Raw genomic sequence first — 14,045 nt, 5'->3', positions numbered from 1 at the left:
TTCCCGCATCCCCGCGTTGGGCTGTTCGGGTGAGTCAAAGCCTATGGGGTGTCCCGCCTCGGGTCCCGCCCGGCGTGCCGGCGGCACCGCGAGGTCCCGCCCGGGCCGTGGATCGCGCACCCCCCGCCGGAGGAACGCGCACACCCCGCCGACCGGGATCTACCTGGTCAGCGGGGTGTGGAAGCGTGTCCGCCCGGCAGCGGGCGCGGCTCAGCGCTTGGACTTGGCGGCGGTCTTGGGCGTCACCAGCTTGGTGGCGGCCCATTCCTTGCCGACGCTGACGCTCCTGGTCTGCGAGAGACCGGCCGTCTCGGCCGCCTCGCTGATGTCGCTGGCCTCGACGTAGCCGTCACGGCCCGTCTTGGGGGTCAGCAGCAGGATCAGTGCGCCGTCCTCGACCAGCTCGGTGGCATCGACCAGCGCGTCCGTCAGATCGCCGTCGTCCTCGCGGAACCACAGCAGCACCGCGTCGGCGACGTCGTCGTAGTCCTCGTCGACGAGTTCGCCGACGAGCTCCTCGACGAGGTCACGGAATTCCTGATCGACGTCGTCGTCGTAGCCGATCTCCTGGACCACCTGTTCGGACTGGAAACCCAGCCGGGCGGCCAGGCTCTCCGCGTGGTCCGCGGTCGCGCTCACGGGGTGCCTCCTGCTCATGTTCGGTGAATGTTCTTCGGCGGCGCGCGTACGCGCAGCATTGGGCGTAGTCCACACGGGCGCGGCGGATCGCGCAAGTACCCGGCCGCCGAGACCGTCGAAACGGTGACGATTGCGGCCGTCTCGCCGCAACTTTCAGGGTGCCCGTGTGCACCTCTGGTGATTCATCCCACACCATTCCAGCTCATTCGCCATCGCATGAGGACTTTCCTACCTGTTTGAGGGACGAACGGCCTCCCGGGGCCACCGGCCGGCTTGGGCGTAAGGTTGCGATTTGGTCGCACCCGCCACCCCGCACCGCGGAACGGACCCCGTCGCACCTGCCGGGCCTCCCCGCCGATCGCAGGGATTACCCAGTGGTACGGATGACGATTACGGCCGAGCGTAAGACCATGGGAGGCGGCGCCCCCCAGTTACGGACCCAGTGACGGCTCCACCGACAGCGAAGGAACAGCGTGGCTTCCGCATCCGATCGCAATCCGATCATCATTGGCGGCCTGCCGAGTCAGGTCCCGGACTTCGATCCGGAGGAGACGCAGGAGTGGCTCGACTCCCTGGACGCCGCGGTCGACGAGCGGGGCCGTGAACGGGCCCGCTACCTCATGTTGCGCCTGATCGAGCGGGCGCGCGAGAAGCGCGTGGCCGTGCCCGAGATGCGCAGCACGGACTACGTCAACACGATTGCGACCAAGGACGAGCCGTTCTTCCCCGGCAACGAGGAGATCGAGCGCAAGGTCCTCAACGCCACCCGGTGGAACGCGGCCGTCATGGTCTCGCGCGCCCAGCGTCCCGGGATCGGCGTCGGCGGCCACATCGCCACGTTCGCCTCCTCCGCCTCCCTCTACGACGTGGGCTTCAACCACTTCTTCCGGGGCAAGGACGAGGGCGACGGCGGCGATCAGATCTTCTTCCAGGGCCACGCCTCCCCCGGTATCTACGCCCGCGCCTACCTCCTGGACCGGCTCACCGAGCAGCAGCTCGACGCGTTCCGCCAGGAGAAGTCGAAGGCCCCGTACGGCCTCTCCAGCTACCCGCACCCGCGGCTGATGCCGGACTTCTGGGAGTTCCCGACCGTCTCCATGGGCCTCGGCCCGCTGGGGGCGATCTACCAGGCGCGGATGAACCGGTACATGGAGGCGCGCGGGATCGCGGACACCTCCAAGTCCCACGTTTGGGCGTACCTCGGCGACGGCGAGATGGACGAGCCGGAGTCGCTCGGGCAGCTGTCGATCGCCGCCCGCGAGGGCCTGGACAACCTGACCTTCGTCGTGAACTGCAACCTGCAGCGCCTCGACGGCCCGGTCCGCGGCAACGGAAAGATCATCCAGGAGCTGGAGTCGCAGTTCCGGGGCGCCGGCTGGAACGTCATCAAGCTGATCTGGGACCGCTCCTGGGACCCGCTGCTGGCGCAGGACCGCGACGGCATCCTGGTCAACAAGATGAACTCCACCCCCGACGGGCAGTTCCAGACCTACGCCACCGAGTCGGGCGCCTACATCCGCGAGCACTTCTTCGGCGGTGACCAGCGGCTGCGCGCGATGGTCGAGAACATGACCGACTACCAGATCCAGCACCTGGGCCGGGGCGGTCACGACCACAAGAAGGTCTACGCGGCGTACGCGGCGGCCAAGGCCCACAAGGGCCAGCCCACGGTGATCCTCGCCCAGACGGTGAAGGGCTGGACGCTCGGCCCGAACTTCGAGGGCCGCAACGCCACGCACCAGATGAAGAAGCTGACGGTCGACGACCTGAAGGGCTTCCGCGACCGCCTGCACATCCCGATCACGGACGCGCAGCTGGAGAGCGGCGCTCCGCCGTACTACCACCCGGGCCGCAATTCGCCCGAGATCCAGTACATGCACGACCAGCGCAACGCGCACGGCGGCTACGTGCCGACCCGCGTGGTGCGCGCCAAGCCGCTGCAGCTGCCGGACGAGAAGACCTACGCGGCGGCGAAGAAGGGCTCGGGCCAGCAGTCGATCGCCACGACGATGGCCTTCGTCCGCATCCTGAAGGACCTGATGCGGGACAAGGAGATCGGCAAGCGCTTCGTGCTGATCGCGCCCGACGAGTACCGGACCTTCGGTATGGACGCCTTCTTCCCGAGCGCCAAGATCTACAACCCGCTGGGCCAGCAGTACGAGGCGGTCGACCGCGACCTGCTGCTCGCGTACAAGGAGTCCCCGACCGGCCAGATGCTGCACGACGGCATCTCGGAGGCCGGCTGCACGGCCTCGCTGATCGCCGCCGGCTCGGCGTACGCGACGCACGGCGAGCCGCTGATCCCGGTCTACGTCTTCTACTCGATGTTCGGTTTCCAGCGCACCGGTGACCAGTTCTGGCAGATGGCCGACCAGCTGGCGCGCGGTTTCGTGCTGGGCGCGACCGCCGGGCGGACCACCCTCACGGGTGAGGGCCTGCAGCACGCGGACGGTCACTCCCAGCTGCTGGCCTCGACGAACCCGGGCTGCGTGGCCTACGACCCGGCGTACGGGTACGAGATCGCGCACATCGTCCAGGACGGCCTGCGGAGGATGTACGGCCCGGACGCGGAGGACGTCTTCTACTACCTGACCGTCTACAACGAGCCGATCCAGCACCCGGCTGAACCGGCGGACGTCGACGTCGACGGCATCCTCAAGGGCATCCACCGGGTCTCCCGGGGCACCGCGGGCACCATTCCGGCCCAGCTGATGGCGTCCGGCGTGGCCGTGCCGTGGGCGCTGGAGGCGCAGCGGATCCTCGCCGAGGAGTGGAACGTCCGGGCGGACGTCTGGTCGGCGACCTCCTGGAACGAGCTGCGCCGCGAGGCCGTCGAGGTGGAGGAGCACAACCTGCTCCACCCGGAGGAGGACCAGCAGGTCCCGTACGTGACCCGGAAGCTGTCGGGTGCGGAGGGGCCGTTCGTGGCGGTCTCGGACTGGATGCGTTCCGTTCCGGACCAGATCTCGCGGTGGGTGCCCGGCGCGTACACCTCGCTGGGCGCGGACGGCTTCGGCTTCGCGGACACACGCGGTGCGGCCCGGCGGTTCTTCCACATCGACGCCGAGTCGGTGGTGCTGGCCACGCTGACCGAGCTGGCGAAGGCGGGGAAGGTGGACCGTTCCGCGCTGAAGCAGGCCGTCGACAAGTACCGCCTGCTGGACGTGGCGGCGGCGGACCCCGGCGCGGCCGGCGGCGACGCCTGATCCCTGCCGGGGACGGATGGGGGCGCCGCGCACGCGGTCCCGGGCGCGGGCCCCGGCTTCGGCCGGGGCCCGCGCCCCTTTATGCGTTGCTTACGATGCTGCGCATGAAGGAACCATCCCGCCAGCTGCTGTGGGAGCGGCGGAGCCAGACCCCGCTGCTCGTCCTCGCCGTGGCCTTCGCCGTGGCGTACGCCGTGCCCATCGTCGCTCCGGACGCGAGCGCGCGGGTGCACGGCGCCTGCACCTACGTGGAGTGGGTGGTGTGGGGAGCCTTCGCCGTCGACTACCTGGTGCGGCTGGTCCTCTCGGCGGACCGGCGGCGGTTCGTCCGCACCCACTGGCTGGACCTGGCGGCCGTGGTGCTGCCGCTGGTGCAGCCGCTGCGGCTGCTGCGGCTCGTGGCCACCTTGATGCTGGTGGGCCGGCGGGCCCGGATGGCCCCGCAGATCCAGCTGACGACGTACGTGGCCGGGGCGGTCGTCGGGCTGCTGATGTTCGGCTCGCTGGCCGTGCTGAGCGTGGAGCGCGACGCCCCCGAGGGGAACATCAAGAACCTGGGCGACGCCGTGTGGTGGTCCTTCACCACCATGACGACGGTCGGCTACGGCGACCACTCGCCCACCACCGGCCTCGGCCGTGTCCTGGCGGTCGGGCTGATGCTGTCCGGGATCGCGCTGCTCGGTGTGGTGACCGCCAACATCGCCGCGTGGTTCATCTCCCGCTTCGAACGCGACGACCAGGCGGAGCGGCTCCAGCTCGCCGCGATCCAGGAGCTCCAGGCGGAGGTACGGGCGCTGCGCGGCGAGGTCGCCCGGCTGGGCGGCGCGGCGGGGCCGGCCGAGGCGCCGGCGGCCGCCGCCCCGGTCGATCTCGCCGCGCAGCGCGGGGCTACCTCTCCCACACCTTGAAGGCCCGGACCTGGTAGGGCGACTGGGGCAGCCAGACCCCGTCGCCCGGATAGGTCTGGAACTCGCCGGTCTCCGCGCACTCCGCCGACTGGTACGTGGTGACCGGCCGCCCGGTGCGGTTGACCAGGGACTGGGCGCTGGTGCCCGCGGGCAGGGCGGTGCAGCTGTTGATGTCCAGGGTGCTCAGCTCGTGGGTCTGGCGGGTCCCCTTGAAGTCCGGTTTCGCCCACAGGCACAGCTGTCCGCTCGCACAGGCCCCGAGGCCCGGCGGGCCGGCGGCGTGCGCCGTGCCGGCGGTGGTCGGGATGAGGGCCGTGAGGGCCAGGGCGGTCGCGGCGAGGACGGTGGAGACACGTGTGGTCCGACACGTACGCATGACGGGTCAACTCCTTGTGGACGGCGGGCCCCCGGACCGCTTCCGGTGCTCCGCTGACACCACGCTGACCTGCGGTGACGGTCGGGCGGAAGGGGCCCGGGGCGGGTCCACCCTGATAGGCGACAGCCCCGGTGGAACCGTCCGGAGGGCCTTTGGCCCGCGCGGAGTTGACCCCTCCGGACCGGTCCGGGAGCGGTCCGGGAGCGGCCCTGTTCCCGCCCGCGGCTCGTCCGAAGCACGCCGGGGCCCGCCCGGGCCGTCCGGGAGCTGTGCGGCGGCCCGTCCGGCGGGCCCGTGTCCGCGCCCTCCGGGTGGCTGCGCCCGCCCCCGTCGAGGCGACCCGAACGTGTCATCGGTGACCCGTCGTCCGCACGGACGGCCACGGTCCGGCGGCCCTTCGCGAACGGCTCAACGGAACGGCCGCGGGACCGCCGCGCACGGGTAAGGTGACCGCCCACTCGGCGTCAGAAAGGAGCCCCGCGGTGGCGATCGAGGAGCGGACGGCGCCGGCCGCGCCGGTGGCCGGACTGCGCGAACGCAAGAAGCGGCGCACGCGCAGCGCGCTGCTGCGCGCCTCGCTCGTCCTCTTCGTGTCCCAGGGCTACGAGCGCACCACGGTCGACGAGATCACCGCGGCCGTGGCCGTGTCCCAGCGCACCTTCTTCCGCTACTTCGCCAACAAGGAGGAGGTCGTCTTCGCCGTCCAGGACCTGGTGGAGTCCCACTTCGTCGCCGAGCTGCACGCCCGGCCGCCGGCCGAGGGCCCGCTGGAGGCGATGCGGGGCGCCGTGCTCGCCGCGTGGGACACGGTCGACGAGGCCCTTCGCGAGGTGGTCCCGGTCGACCTCTACATGCGCAGCTACCGGCTGATCGAGTCCACGCCGGCCCTGCTCGCGGTCCACCTGCGGCGCTCGACGTGCATGGAGGAGCGGATCGCCCGGCTGATCGCCGCCCGGGAGGGCCTGGACGTGGACGCCGACCCGCGGCCCCGGGTGGCGGTCGCCGCGTTCTTCGGCGTGATGAGGGTCACGGGGCGGCTCTGGGGCCGCGGCGAGGACACCAGCGTCGAGGCGATCCGCCGGCTGACGGACACTTACCTCGACGGCATCGGCCCAGCTCTGGCGGGCCGCTGGCACTGAACCACCCCGCAAAGGGCGCATTCAGGATCTTTCACCCCAGCCCCGGCCGCCGCCCGTTCGCCCCGTCGGGCGTCCCACGGTCGGGCGTGAACCCCGTCACCCGGCGCGCCACGCCCGGAATCGGTCTCCTACGCTGGTCCCAGTGAATCTGCCCGGCCTCGCCCACACCACCGTTCCAGGCGCCGACCCGCGCCCGGCCGCCCTGCGCGCCCTGCTCGCGCTGGCGGTCGTCTTCATCATGCTGGCGACGACCGGCTGGACGGCCGTGCACCGGCCCGAGGGTGGCACGCCGCTGCGGGCCACCGCCCTCGACGCCTGGTCCAAGGCCCGGTTGGACGGCCGCCCGGTGCCGTCGGCGGACGCCCCCGTACGGACGGTGGCCCGCTTCTTCGCCGGCCTCGACGGCGCGCAGCGGGCCCGGCTCGCGGACGGCTACCCGCTCGTCGTCGGCAACCTCGACGGCGCGCCGATCGCCACGCGCTACCGGGCCAACCAACAGGGCCTGGAGAAGGCCCGGCTGGTCGAGGAGGCGCGCAGCCGTGACGTCGCGCTGACCCCCGCCGACCGCGCCGAGGCCGTCCGGCGTTCCCACCGCTTCGCCTCGCTGGCCGAACCGGGGCGGCAGATCCTCGCGTTCGACCCCACCGGCGGCGGCCGGGTGGCCGAGGTCTTCGGCGACCTGGTCGGCGCGGAGCGGGTATCGGTGATCGTGCCCGGGGTCGACACCGACCTCCTCACCTTCGAGCGCACCCAGCGCCGGCTGACCTCCCCGGTCGGCATGGCCGAGGCCCTGTACGAGGCCGAGCGGACGGCCGCGCCGAAGAGCCGGACGGCGGTCATCGCCTGGGCCGGCTACACCGCCCCCACCGGGGTCGGCATGGACGCGGCCACGGGCCGGATGGCCTTCGACGGCGCCGTCCGCCTGAAGGCACTGGCGGTGTCCCTGCCCGGGGATTCGAGCGTGGCGCTGTTCTGCCACAGCTACGGATCGGTGGTGTGCGGGGTGGCCGCGCACGAGCTGCCGAAGCGGGTGACGGACGTGGTGGTGGCGGGCAGCCCCGGCATGCGGGCGGAGAACGTCGCGGGGCTGCACACCTCGGCGCGGGTCTGGGCGATGCGCGACGAGGGCGACTGGATCGCCGACGTACCGCACCTGGAGGTCGGCGGGCTGGGCCACGGCGCCGATCCGGTGTCCCCGGACTTCGGGGCGCGCCTGCTGTCCTCGGCCCGGGCCAAGAACCACACCGGCTATTTCGCGCCAGGCACGGACTCGGTGGCCAACTTCGCCAAGATCGGAACCGGCGCCTTCGGTTCCGTTGTCTGCGCGACCGGCGACGACGCGTGCCGGCGCGGAATTTCCGGGACAGAGCGGGACTGACGCGCGTAGAGGCGCGGAAAACGGCTCCCGCTCCGAGGCAGACGCGCGGGGGCGGCGCCCTTTACCATGTGGCGCATGGGTGACGTACTGGCCGGAAACCATGCCGTCTGGGAGTTCGACTCGGACTCGGTGCTCATCCGCTTCGCACGGGGGATGCGAACGCCAAGACTGTGGCAAGCGCTGGGTTCGCGCCGGATCCCCCTGGAAGCGGTGTCCGCTGTGACCGTGACCGCCGGAAGGCGGGACACGGTGGTCCTGCGTGCCGTCCCGCGCCCCGGCGCCGATCCGCTGATGGAGGCCGCCGCCGGACAGCTGAAGGACGCCTGCGACCCGTACCGGATGGTGCTGCCGGGCGAGCGGGCGACCTCGGCCGCCGCGTTCGCCGCCGCCCTGCGGTCCCGGCTCGGGCCGGACGCCGCCGAACCGGCCCCGCACTTCCTGGTCGACGTACCGGAGCCGCCCCTGCAGCTGAAGGCCTACGACGCGCGGGTGGCCTTCGACGGCTCGTCGGTCGGCTTCCACTGGTCGCGCACCGGTGCCACCGGTACGAAGTGGAAGGCGGGCGACCAGCGGTACCCGCTGGCCGAGCTGACGGGCGTCGAGTGGCGTTCCCCCGCCGGCACCGGCGGTCACCTGCGTCTGCTGCTGCGGGAGCCCCAGCAGACCCCGGCCGACCCCCGCCCGGACCACGACCTCGCGACGGCCGTCTTCAGCGTCGGCTACGGGGCGGTCCACGAGTCGCTGCCGTTCGCCGCGGCCCTCCTCGCCGCCACGCGCAGCCGCACCCCGGTCGCCGCCGCACGGGGCCGCTCGGGCGACGAGCGGCTGCGGCACCTGAGTGAGCTCTACTCGGCCGGCCTGCTGACCGACGGCGAGTACGCCACCCTGAGGGATCGTTTCACCGCCGAGTCCCTCTGACACCGCCCGCGCCCCGACCCGCCCGATTCGGACGGTCGTTGACAGGTGACGTCAGCTGGCAGGGCTCATGCCCTCAGGACAGCCGCCGACAGCCGACAGCGGCACCTGCCGGCCCGATCCACCGGACACCCCCGGCTGGTGTCCTGCCGATCGGGCCGGAGACGACCTACGCCTCCCGCGCGGCCGAGGTGAAGGTCATGTCCGGGTAGCGGTCGCCTGCGACCTGCGCGGCGATCGGCTCCAGCAGCGCCAGCTGCGCCGGCGTCAGCGTGATCCGGGTCGCCGCGATGTTCTCGCGCAGCCGCTCCGCCCGGCGGGTGCCCGGGATCGGCACGACCGTCAGCCCGTGCACCGCCGCACGCTGCTGGACCCAGGCGAGGGCGATCTGCGCGGGCGTCGCGCCGGTCTCCCGTGCGATCTCCCGGACCGGGTCCAGCAGCGCCGCGTTCGTCCTGGCGTTGTCGCCGGTGAAACGCGGCTGGTGGCGCCGGAAGTCGCTCTCCGACAGCTCGGCCGACGCGTCCGCGAAGGAACCGGTCAGGAAGCCCCGGCCCAGCGGGGAGTACGGCACGAAGGCCACGCCCAGCTCCGCCGCCGCGGCCACCGCGCTGCGCTCCACGTCCCGGCTGAACAGCGACCACTCCGACTGGAGCGCCGCGATCGGGTGCACCGCGTGCGCCTCGCGCAGCTCCGCGCCGGTGACCTCGCTCAGCCCGAGGTGGCGCACCTTGCCCTCCTGCACCAGCTCCGCCATGGCGCCCACCGACTCGGCGAGCGGCACGGCCGGGTCGCGCCGGTGCATGTAGTACAGGTCGATGACGTCCACGCCGAGCCGGCGCAGGCTGCCCTCGACGGCCTCGCGGACGTACGCGCGGTCGTTGCGGACGCCCCGGTGGGCGGGGTCGTCGGTGCGCTCTATGGCGAACTTCGTCGCCAGGGTGATCCCGTCCCGGTGCGCGGCCACGAACGGGGCGAGGAACTCCTCGTTGCGGCCGCGGCCGTAGACGTCGGCCGTGTCGAAGAGGGTGACCCCGGCGGCGAGCGCCGCCTCCAGGGTCTCCCGGGCGGCCGTCTCGTCGGTGTCGCCGTAGAACTCGCTCATGCCCATGCAGCCCAGGCCCTGGATGCCGACCCTCGGGCCGCCCTTGCCGAGCTCGGCCTGGTCCAGGGTGTTGCCGTACTCCGTCATCGCTGTCCCTTCCGCGGGACCGTCCTCATCGCGTCCCCGCGTACATGTCGATCTTGTAGTCCAGTACGGCCAGTGCGTCGTTGAGCTCCGTGATCCGCGCCCGCACCTCGCGCCGCGTGCGTTCCAGCAGCTCGCGGCGTTCCCCGCGGGTGTGCTCGCCCTCGCGGACCAGCTCGGCGTAGCGGACCATGTCCGCCACCGACATCCCCGTGGCGCGCAGCTTGCCCACGAAGCCGAGCCAGTCGAGGTCCTGGTCGGTGAAGCGGCGCTGGCCCGAGTGGGAGCGGTCCACGTGCGGCATCAGCCCGATCCGCTCGTACCAGCGCAGGGTGTGCTGGCTCAGACCGGTCCGGGCCGCCACCTCGCTGATCGTGTACCGCGTCGGCGTCAGGCTCAGGCTCTGGCTCATGGCCCCACGCTAAAACCCTTGAGTGCACTCCAAGCAAGTAGGCTCGGCCGCATGGACAGCAAGGAGGCCGTGAGCGGCATGGAAAGCCTGCGGATCATCGAGACCTGGCCGGTGGACACCGCCGCGGCGGCCGTCGTACGCGCCGACGGCACCCTCGCCGGCGCCCACGGGCCCGTCGACCACCGTTTCGCGCTGGCGTCGGTCACCAAGCCGCTCGCCGCGTACGCCGCTCTGGTCGCCCACGAGGAGGGCGCGATCGAGCTGGACGAGCCGGCCCCGAGGGGTCGACGGTCCGTCACCTGCTGGCGCACACCAGCGGCCTGGCCTTCGACGAGCACCGCGCGATGGCCGCCCCCGGCACGCGCCGGCTGTACTCGAACGCCGGTTTCGAGGTGCTCGGCGACCACATCGCCAAGGCCACCGGCATCCCCTTCGCCGAGTACGTGCACCAGGCCGTCTTCGAGCCGCTGGGCATGGCGTCGACCACGCTGGACGGCTCGCCCGCCAAGGACGGCGTCTCCACCGTCTCCGACCTGCTGCGCTTCGCCGCGGAACTGCAGGCTCCGCGCCTGCTCGACGTCCGTACGGTCGCCGAGGCCACCTCCGTCGTGCACCCGGGGCTCAAGGGCGTCCTGCCGGGGTACGGCAGCCAGTCCCCCAACGACTGGGGGCTCGGCCTGGAGATCCGCGCCGGCAAGTCCCCGCACTGGACGGGCCTGACCTCCTCGCCGCGCACCTTCGGCCACTTCGGGCAGGCCGGCACCTTCCTGTGGGTCGACCCGGACGCGCGCGCCGCCTGCGTGGCGCTGACCGACCGGCCCTTCGGCCCGTGGGCGGTCGAGGCCTGGACCCCGTTCACCGACGCGGTCCTGGCCGAACTCCGCCGGGGGCACTAGGTCGTGTCCGCTAGCCGGGCAGTTCCCAGATCAGCAGTTCGCCCGGGGACCCGGCGACGACCTCCAGTCCCTTCTCGGCGGTGATCCGCGCCGAGTCCCCGGGGCCCAGCTCGGCCCCGTCCAGGCGCAGGTCCCCCCGCACGACGTGCAGGTACACGCGCTCGGCGGCCGGTACGGCGACCCGCTCGCCCGCGCCGGGGCGGCGTACGTGCAAGGCGGCGCCGGCCGCGGGGACCGCGTAGGGCGAGCCGTCGGGGACGCCGCGCCGCACCTCGTACGAGGGATCACCGCCCGCGGCGAGGGGCGAGAGCCACATCTGCACGAAGCGCAGCGGCCGGTCGCCGTCGTTGCGCTCGACGTGACGGGCCCCGGATCCGGCGCTGAGCCGCTGGACGTCGCCGGGCAGGACGATGCTCTTCTCGCCGGTGCTGTCCTGGTGGGTGAGCTCGCCGTCGATCACCCAGGTCACGATCTCGGTGTGGCTGTGCGGGTGCTCGTCGAAGCCGGCGCCGGCCGCGAGCGTCTCCTCGTTGCAGGCCAGGACGGGGCCGAAGCGCAGGTTGTCCGGGTCGTAGAAGGACCCGAAGGAGAAGGCGTGCCGGGTGGTGATCCCGGCCGCCGGGTCCCCTCCCTCGTACCGGTCGGCGCCGCGGCGTACATCAATCATGAGGGCCACCGTAGCCGCGGGCGGGGGCCCGGCGCGGGACCGGACTCGGCGCAGCCCTCCCGATAAGGCAGTCTTGTCCCGTGCCCCAACCCGAACGTGAGCATTCGCCCGCCACACACTCCGCGCATCCCGCTCCCGCCCATCCGCACGCCGCGACGCTGCGCCGCCTGGAGAAGTCCTCCGGCCGGCTCGCCGCCAACGCGATCGCGCGCATGGACGAGACCCTGCCGTGGTACCGGGCGATGCCACCCGAGAACCGCTCGTGGATCGGCCTGGTCGCACAGGCCGGTATCGCCGCGTTCACCGAGTGGTTCCGGCATCCGGAGACCCCCCAGGCGATCTCCACCGACGTCTTCGGCACCGCTCCGCGCGAGCTGACCCGGGCGATCACGCTGCGCCAGACCGTCGAGATGGTGCGCACCACGATCGAGGTCATGGAGACCGCGATCGAGGAGGTGGCTGCCCCGGGCGACGAGTCGATCCTGCGCGAGGCGTTGCTGGTGTACGCGCGGGAGATCGCCTTCGCGACCGCCCAGGTGTACGCGCAGGCCGCCGAGGCGCGCGGGGCGTGGGACGCGCGGCTGGAGTCGCTCGTCGTCAACGCGGTGCTCTCCGGCGAGGCCGACGAGGGCGCGCTGTCGCGGGCGGCGGCGCTGGGCTGGAACTCCCCGGAGCACGTGTGCGTAGTGCTCGGCACCGCCCCCGAGGGTGACAGCGAGCTGACGGTCGAGGCGATCCGGCGCGCGGCCCGCCACCACAAGCTCCAGGTCCTCACGGGTGTGCTCGGCGACCGTCTGGTCGTCATCGCGGGCGGCAGCGACAACCCGATGCAGGTGGCGAAGTCCCTGATCGGGCCGTTCGCGGCGGGCCCGGTCGTGGCCGGCCCGGTGGTGGCCGACCTGCTGAACGCGACGAAGTCGGCGCAGGCCGCTGCGGCCGGACTGAAGGCCTGTACGGCGTGGCAGGACGCGCCGCGGCCGGTCCTGGCGGATGATCTCCTGCCGGAACGCGCGATCGCCTCCGATCCGGCTGCCAGGGAGCAGCTGGTGGAGGAGATCTACAGACCGCTTGAGGAGGCGGGGTCGGCGCTGCTGGAGACGTTGAGCGTCTATCTGGAGCAGGCGAGCAGCCTGGAAGGGGCTGCTCGGATGCTGTTCGTGCACCCCAATACGGTGCGCTACCGGCTACGACGTGTGACGGACGTCACCGGTTGGTCGCCGTCGGATGTCCGATCGGCGTTCACGCTGCGGATCGCCCTGATTCTGGGGCGTCTGGCTGACGGTGACACCCAGTCCTAGCATTTTGTGGGACATCAACAATTACCCCGACGGTTCTTGGTCCCTGTCCCCACGGGCGGCAGGGACCATCCACAAGAGAGAGTGTGAGGGTGCTCGTACTCGTCGCTCCCGGCCAAGGCGCTCAGACGCCCGGCTTCCTGACTCCCTGGCTCGACCTCCCCGGTGCCGCTGACCGCGTCGCCGCCTGGTCCGACGCCATCAAGCTGGACCTCGCGCGCTACGGCACGACGGCCGACGCCGAGGAGATCCGCGACACCGCCGTCGCCCAGCCGCTGCTGGTCGCCGCCGGTCTGCTGTCGGCCTCCGCGCTGGGTTCCACCTCGGCCTTCGGCGCCGTCGCCGGCCACAGTGTCGGTGAGATCACCGCCGCCGCCATCGCCGGCGTGCTGCCCGAGCAGGACGCGCTGTCGTTCGTCCGGACCCGCGGGCTGGGCATGGCGCAGGCCGCCGCCGTCACCGAGACGGGCATGGCAGCGGTGCTCGGCGGGGAACCCGCCGTCGTCGTCGCGCACCTGGAGAAGCTCGGCCTCACCCCGGCCAACATCAACGGCGCGGGCCAGATCGTGGCCGCCGGCACGATGGAGCAGATCGAGGACCTGCAGGCCGACAAGCCCGAGGGGTCCATGAAGGTCGTTCCGCTCAAGGTCGCGGGCGCGTTCCACACGCACCACATGGCCCCCGCGGTCGCCGAGCTGGCGAAGGCCGCCGAGGCGCTCTCCCCGGCCGACCCGGCCCTGAAGTACGTCTCGAACAAGGACGGCCTCGTCGTCACCACGGGCGCCGACGTCGTCGCCCGCCTGGTCGGCCAGGTCGCGAACCCGGTCCGCTGGGACCTGTGCATGGAGACGTTCGCCGAGCTGGGCGTCACGGGGATCATCGAACTGTCCCCCGGTGGCACCCTGACGGGTCTGGCCAAGCGCGCGCTGAAGGGCGTACCGAGCGTGGCGCTGAAGACCCCGGACGATCTCGAGAAGGCCGCGGCGCTGGTCGCCGAACTGACGGTCTGAGAGAAGGAGCCCACA

13 protein-coding genes and 1 pseudogene are annotated in these 14,045 nt (G+C 72.3%); 9 read left to right on the top strand and 5 right to left on the bottom strand.

The annotated features are described in order from the left end of the window. Nucleotides 1-210: 210 nt before the first annotated feature. On the bottom strand, nucleotides 211-639 hold the full coding sequence (locus tag AC2RP6_RS26825) for a DUF3052 domain-containing protein (RefSeq protein WP_030026015.1): 429 nt from the start codon (nucleotides 637-639) through the stop codon (nucleotides 211-213). Nucleotides 640-1,112: 473 nt separating this feature from the next. Here AC2RP6_RS26825 and aceE point away from each other — a divergent pair, with 473 nt between their 5' ends. Both aceE and AC2RP6_RS26815 read left to right on the top strand, forming a co-directional pair. Next, a complete protein-coding gene (aceE, locus tag AC2RP6_RS26820) occupies nucleotides 1,113-3,845 on the top strand; it encodes a pyruvate dehydrogenase (acetyl-transferring), homodimeric type (RefSeq protein ID WP_486448506.1) in 2,733 nt (910 codons plus the stop codon). A 104-nt stretch (nucleotides 3,846-3,949) separates the two neighbouring features. Beyond that, a complete protein-coding gene (locus AC2RP6_RS26815) occupies nucleotides 3,950-4,753 on the top strand; it encodes a potassium channel family protein (RefSeq protein ID WP_486448505.1) in 804 nt (267 codons plus the stop codon). Here the strand turns inward: AC2RP6_RS26815 and AC2RP6_RS26810 are convergent. After that, nucleotides 4,734-5,129 carry a peptidase inhibitor family I36 protein gene (locus AC2RP6_RS26810; protein ID WP_486448504.1) on the bottom strand — a complete coding sequence of 132 codons (396 nt, stop codon included), beginning with the start codon at nucleotides 5,127-5,129 and terminating at the stop codon, nucleotides 4,734-4,736. The two genes, AC2RP6_RS26815 and AC2RP6_RS26810, sit on opposite strands and share 20 nt — an antisense overlap. Nucleotides 5,130-5,611: 482 nt before the next feature. Between AC2RP6_RS26810 and AC2RP6_RS26805 the strand changes: the two genes are divergently transcribed. The 3 genes from AC2RP6_RS26805 to AC2RP6_RS26795 all read left to right on the top strand — a co-directional run bounded on the left by AC2RP6_RS26805 (nucleotide 5,612) and on the right by AC2RP6_RS26795 (nucleotide 8,564). Continuing rightward, nucleotides 5,612-6,268 (top strand): TetR family transcriptional regulator, encoded by a 657-nt coding sequence (locus tag AC2RP6_RS26805; RefSeq protein ID WP_486448503.1) that lies wholly within the window; start codon nucleotides 5,612-5,614, stop codon nucleotides 6,266-6,268. Between the two features lie 238 nt (nucleotides 6,269-6,506). Continuing rightward, nucleotides 6,507-7,646 (top strand): alpha/beta hydrolase, encoded by a 1,140-nt coding sequence (locus tag AC2RP6_RS26800; RefSeq protein WP_486450458.1) that lies wholly within the window; start codon nucleotides 6,507-6,509, stop codon nucleotides 7,644-7,646. A gap of 75 nt (nucleotides 7,647-7,721) precedes the next feature. Then, a complete protein-coding gene (locus AC2RP6_RS26795; RefSeq protein WP_486448502.1) occupies nucleotides 7,722-8,564 on the top strand; it encodes a DUF4429 domain-containing protein in 843 nt (280 codons plus the stop codon). Between the two features lie 166 nt (nucleotides 8,565-8,730). On the opposite strand, the gene AC2RP6_RS26790 is transcribed toward AC2RP6_RS26795, so the two are convergent. Together AC2RP6_RS26790 and AC2RP6_RS26785 are read right to left on the bottom strand one after the other, a co-directional pair. Beyond that, entirely contained in the window at nucleotides 8,731-9,753 is a 1,023-nt protein-coding gene (locus AC2RP6_RS26790; protein ID WP_486448501.1) for an aldo/keto reductase, read from the bottom strand. Nucleotides 9,754-9,778: 25 nt separating this feature from the next. After that, nucleotides 9,779-10,162, bottom strand: a complete 384-nt coding sequence (locus tag AC2RP6_RS26785) for a MerR family transcriptional regulator (RefSeq protein ID WP_486448500.1) — start codon at nucleotides 10,160-10,162, stop codon at nucleotides 9,779-9,781. Between the two features lie 51 nt (nucleotides 10,163-10,213). Here AC2RP6_RS26785 and AC2RP6_RS26780 point away from each other — a divergent pair. Both AC2RP6_RS26780 and AC2RP6_RS26775 read left to right on the top strand, forming a co-directional pair. Next, nucleotides 10,214-10,471: pseudogene (locus tag AC2RP6_RS26780) on the top strand (serine hydrolase); the annotation flags it as partial. Between the two features lie 35 nt (nucleotides 10,472-10,506). Then, complete coding sequence (locus AC2RP6_RS26775; RefSeq protein WP_486448499.1) at nucleotides 10,507-11,058, top strand: serine hydrolase domain-containing protein; 552 nt, start codon at nucleotides 10,507-10,509, stop codon at nucleotides 11,056-11,058. A gap of 10 nt (nucleotides 11,059-11,068) precedes the next feature. On the opposite strand, the gene AC2RP6_RS26770 is transcribed toward AC2RP6_RS26775, so the two are convergent. Next, complete coding sequence (locus tag AC2RP6_RS26770; protein WP_486448498.1) at nucleotides 11,069-11,725, bottom strand: pirin family protein; 657 nt, start codon at nucleotides 11,723-11,725, stop codon at nucleotides 11,069-11,071. An 80-nt stretch (nucleotides 11,726-11,805) separates the two neighbouring features. Between AC2RP6_RS26770 and AC2RP6_RS26765 the strand changes: the two genes are divergently transcribed. Together AC2RP6_RS26765 and AC2RP6_RS26760 are read left to right on the top strand one after the other, a co-directional pair. Beyond that, entirely contained in the window at nucleotides 11,806-13,023 is a 1,218-nt protein-coding gene (locus tag AC2RP6_RS26765; protein WP_046775016.1) for a PucR family transcriptional regulator, read from the top strand. A gap of 89 nt (nucleotides 13,024-13,112) precedes the next feature. After that, nucleotides 13,113-14,030 carry an ACP S-malonyltransferase gene (locus AC2RP6_RS26760; protein ID WP_486448497.1) on the top strand — a complete coding sequence of 306 codons (918 nt, stop codon included), beginning with the start codon at nucleotides 13,113-13,115 and terminating at the stop codon, nucleotides 14,028-14,030. Nucleotides 14,031-14,045 lie beyond the last annotated feature (15 nt).

The sequence above is a fragment of the Streptomyces sp. WAC03905 genome, from assembly GCF_057371075.1.
The sequence above is the reverse complement of the archived record's forward strand: the minus strand, read 5'-3'. Positions and strand labels throughout refer to the sequence as shown.

What these genes read in the sequence shown, in the direction of transcription:
- AC2RP6_RS26795 (WP_486448502.1), top strand. Translation starts at nt 7,722, where the DNA reads ATGGGTGACGTACTGGCCGGAAACCATGCCGTCTGGGAGTTCGACTCG.
- AC2RP6_RS26815 (WP_486448505.1), top strand. Translation starts at nt 3,950, where the DNA reads ATGAAGGAACCATCCCGCCAGCTGCTGTGGGAGCGGCGGAGCCAGACC.
- AC2RP6_RS26775 (WP_486448499.1), top strand. Translation starts at nt 10,507, where the DNA reads ATGGCCGCCCCCGGCACGCGCCGGCTGTACTCGAACGCCGGTTTCGAG.
- AC2RP6_RS26810 (WP_486448504.1), bottom strand. Translation starts at nt 5,129, where the DNA reads ATGCGTACGTGTCGGACCACACGTGTCTCCACCGTCCTCGCCGCGACC.
- AC2RP6_RS26770 (WP_486448498.1), bottom strand. Translation starts at nt 11,725, where the DNA reads ATGATTGATGTACGCCGCGGCGCCGACCGGTACGAGGGAGGGGACCCG.
- AC2RP6_RS26800 (WP_486450458.1), top strand. Translation starts at nt 6,507, where the DNA reads ATGCTGGCGACGACCGGCTGGACGGCCGTGCACCGGCCCGAGGGTGGC.
- AC2RP6_RS26790 (WP_486448501.1), bottom strand. Translation starts at nt 9,753, where the DNA reads ATGACGGAGTACGGCAACACCCTGGACCAGGCCGAGCTCGGCAAGGGC.
- AC2RP6_RS26785 (WP_486448500.1), bottom strand. Translation starts at nt 10,162, where the DNA reads ATGAGCCAGAGCCTGAGCCTGACGCCGACGCGGTACACGATCAGCGAG.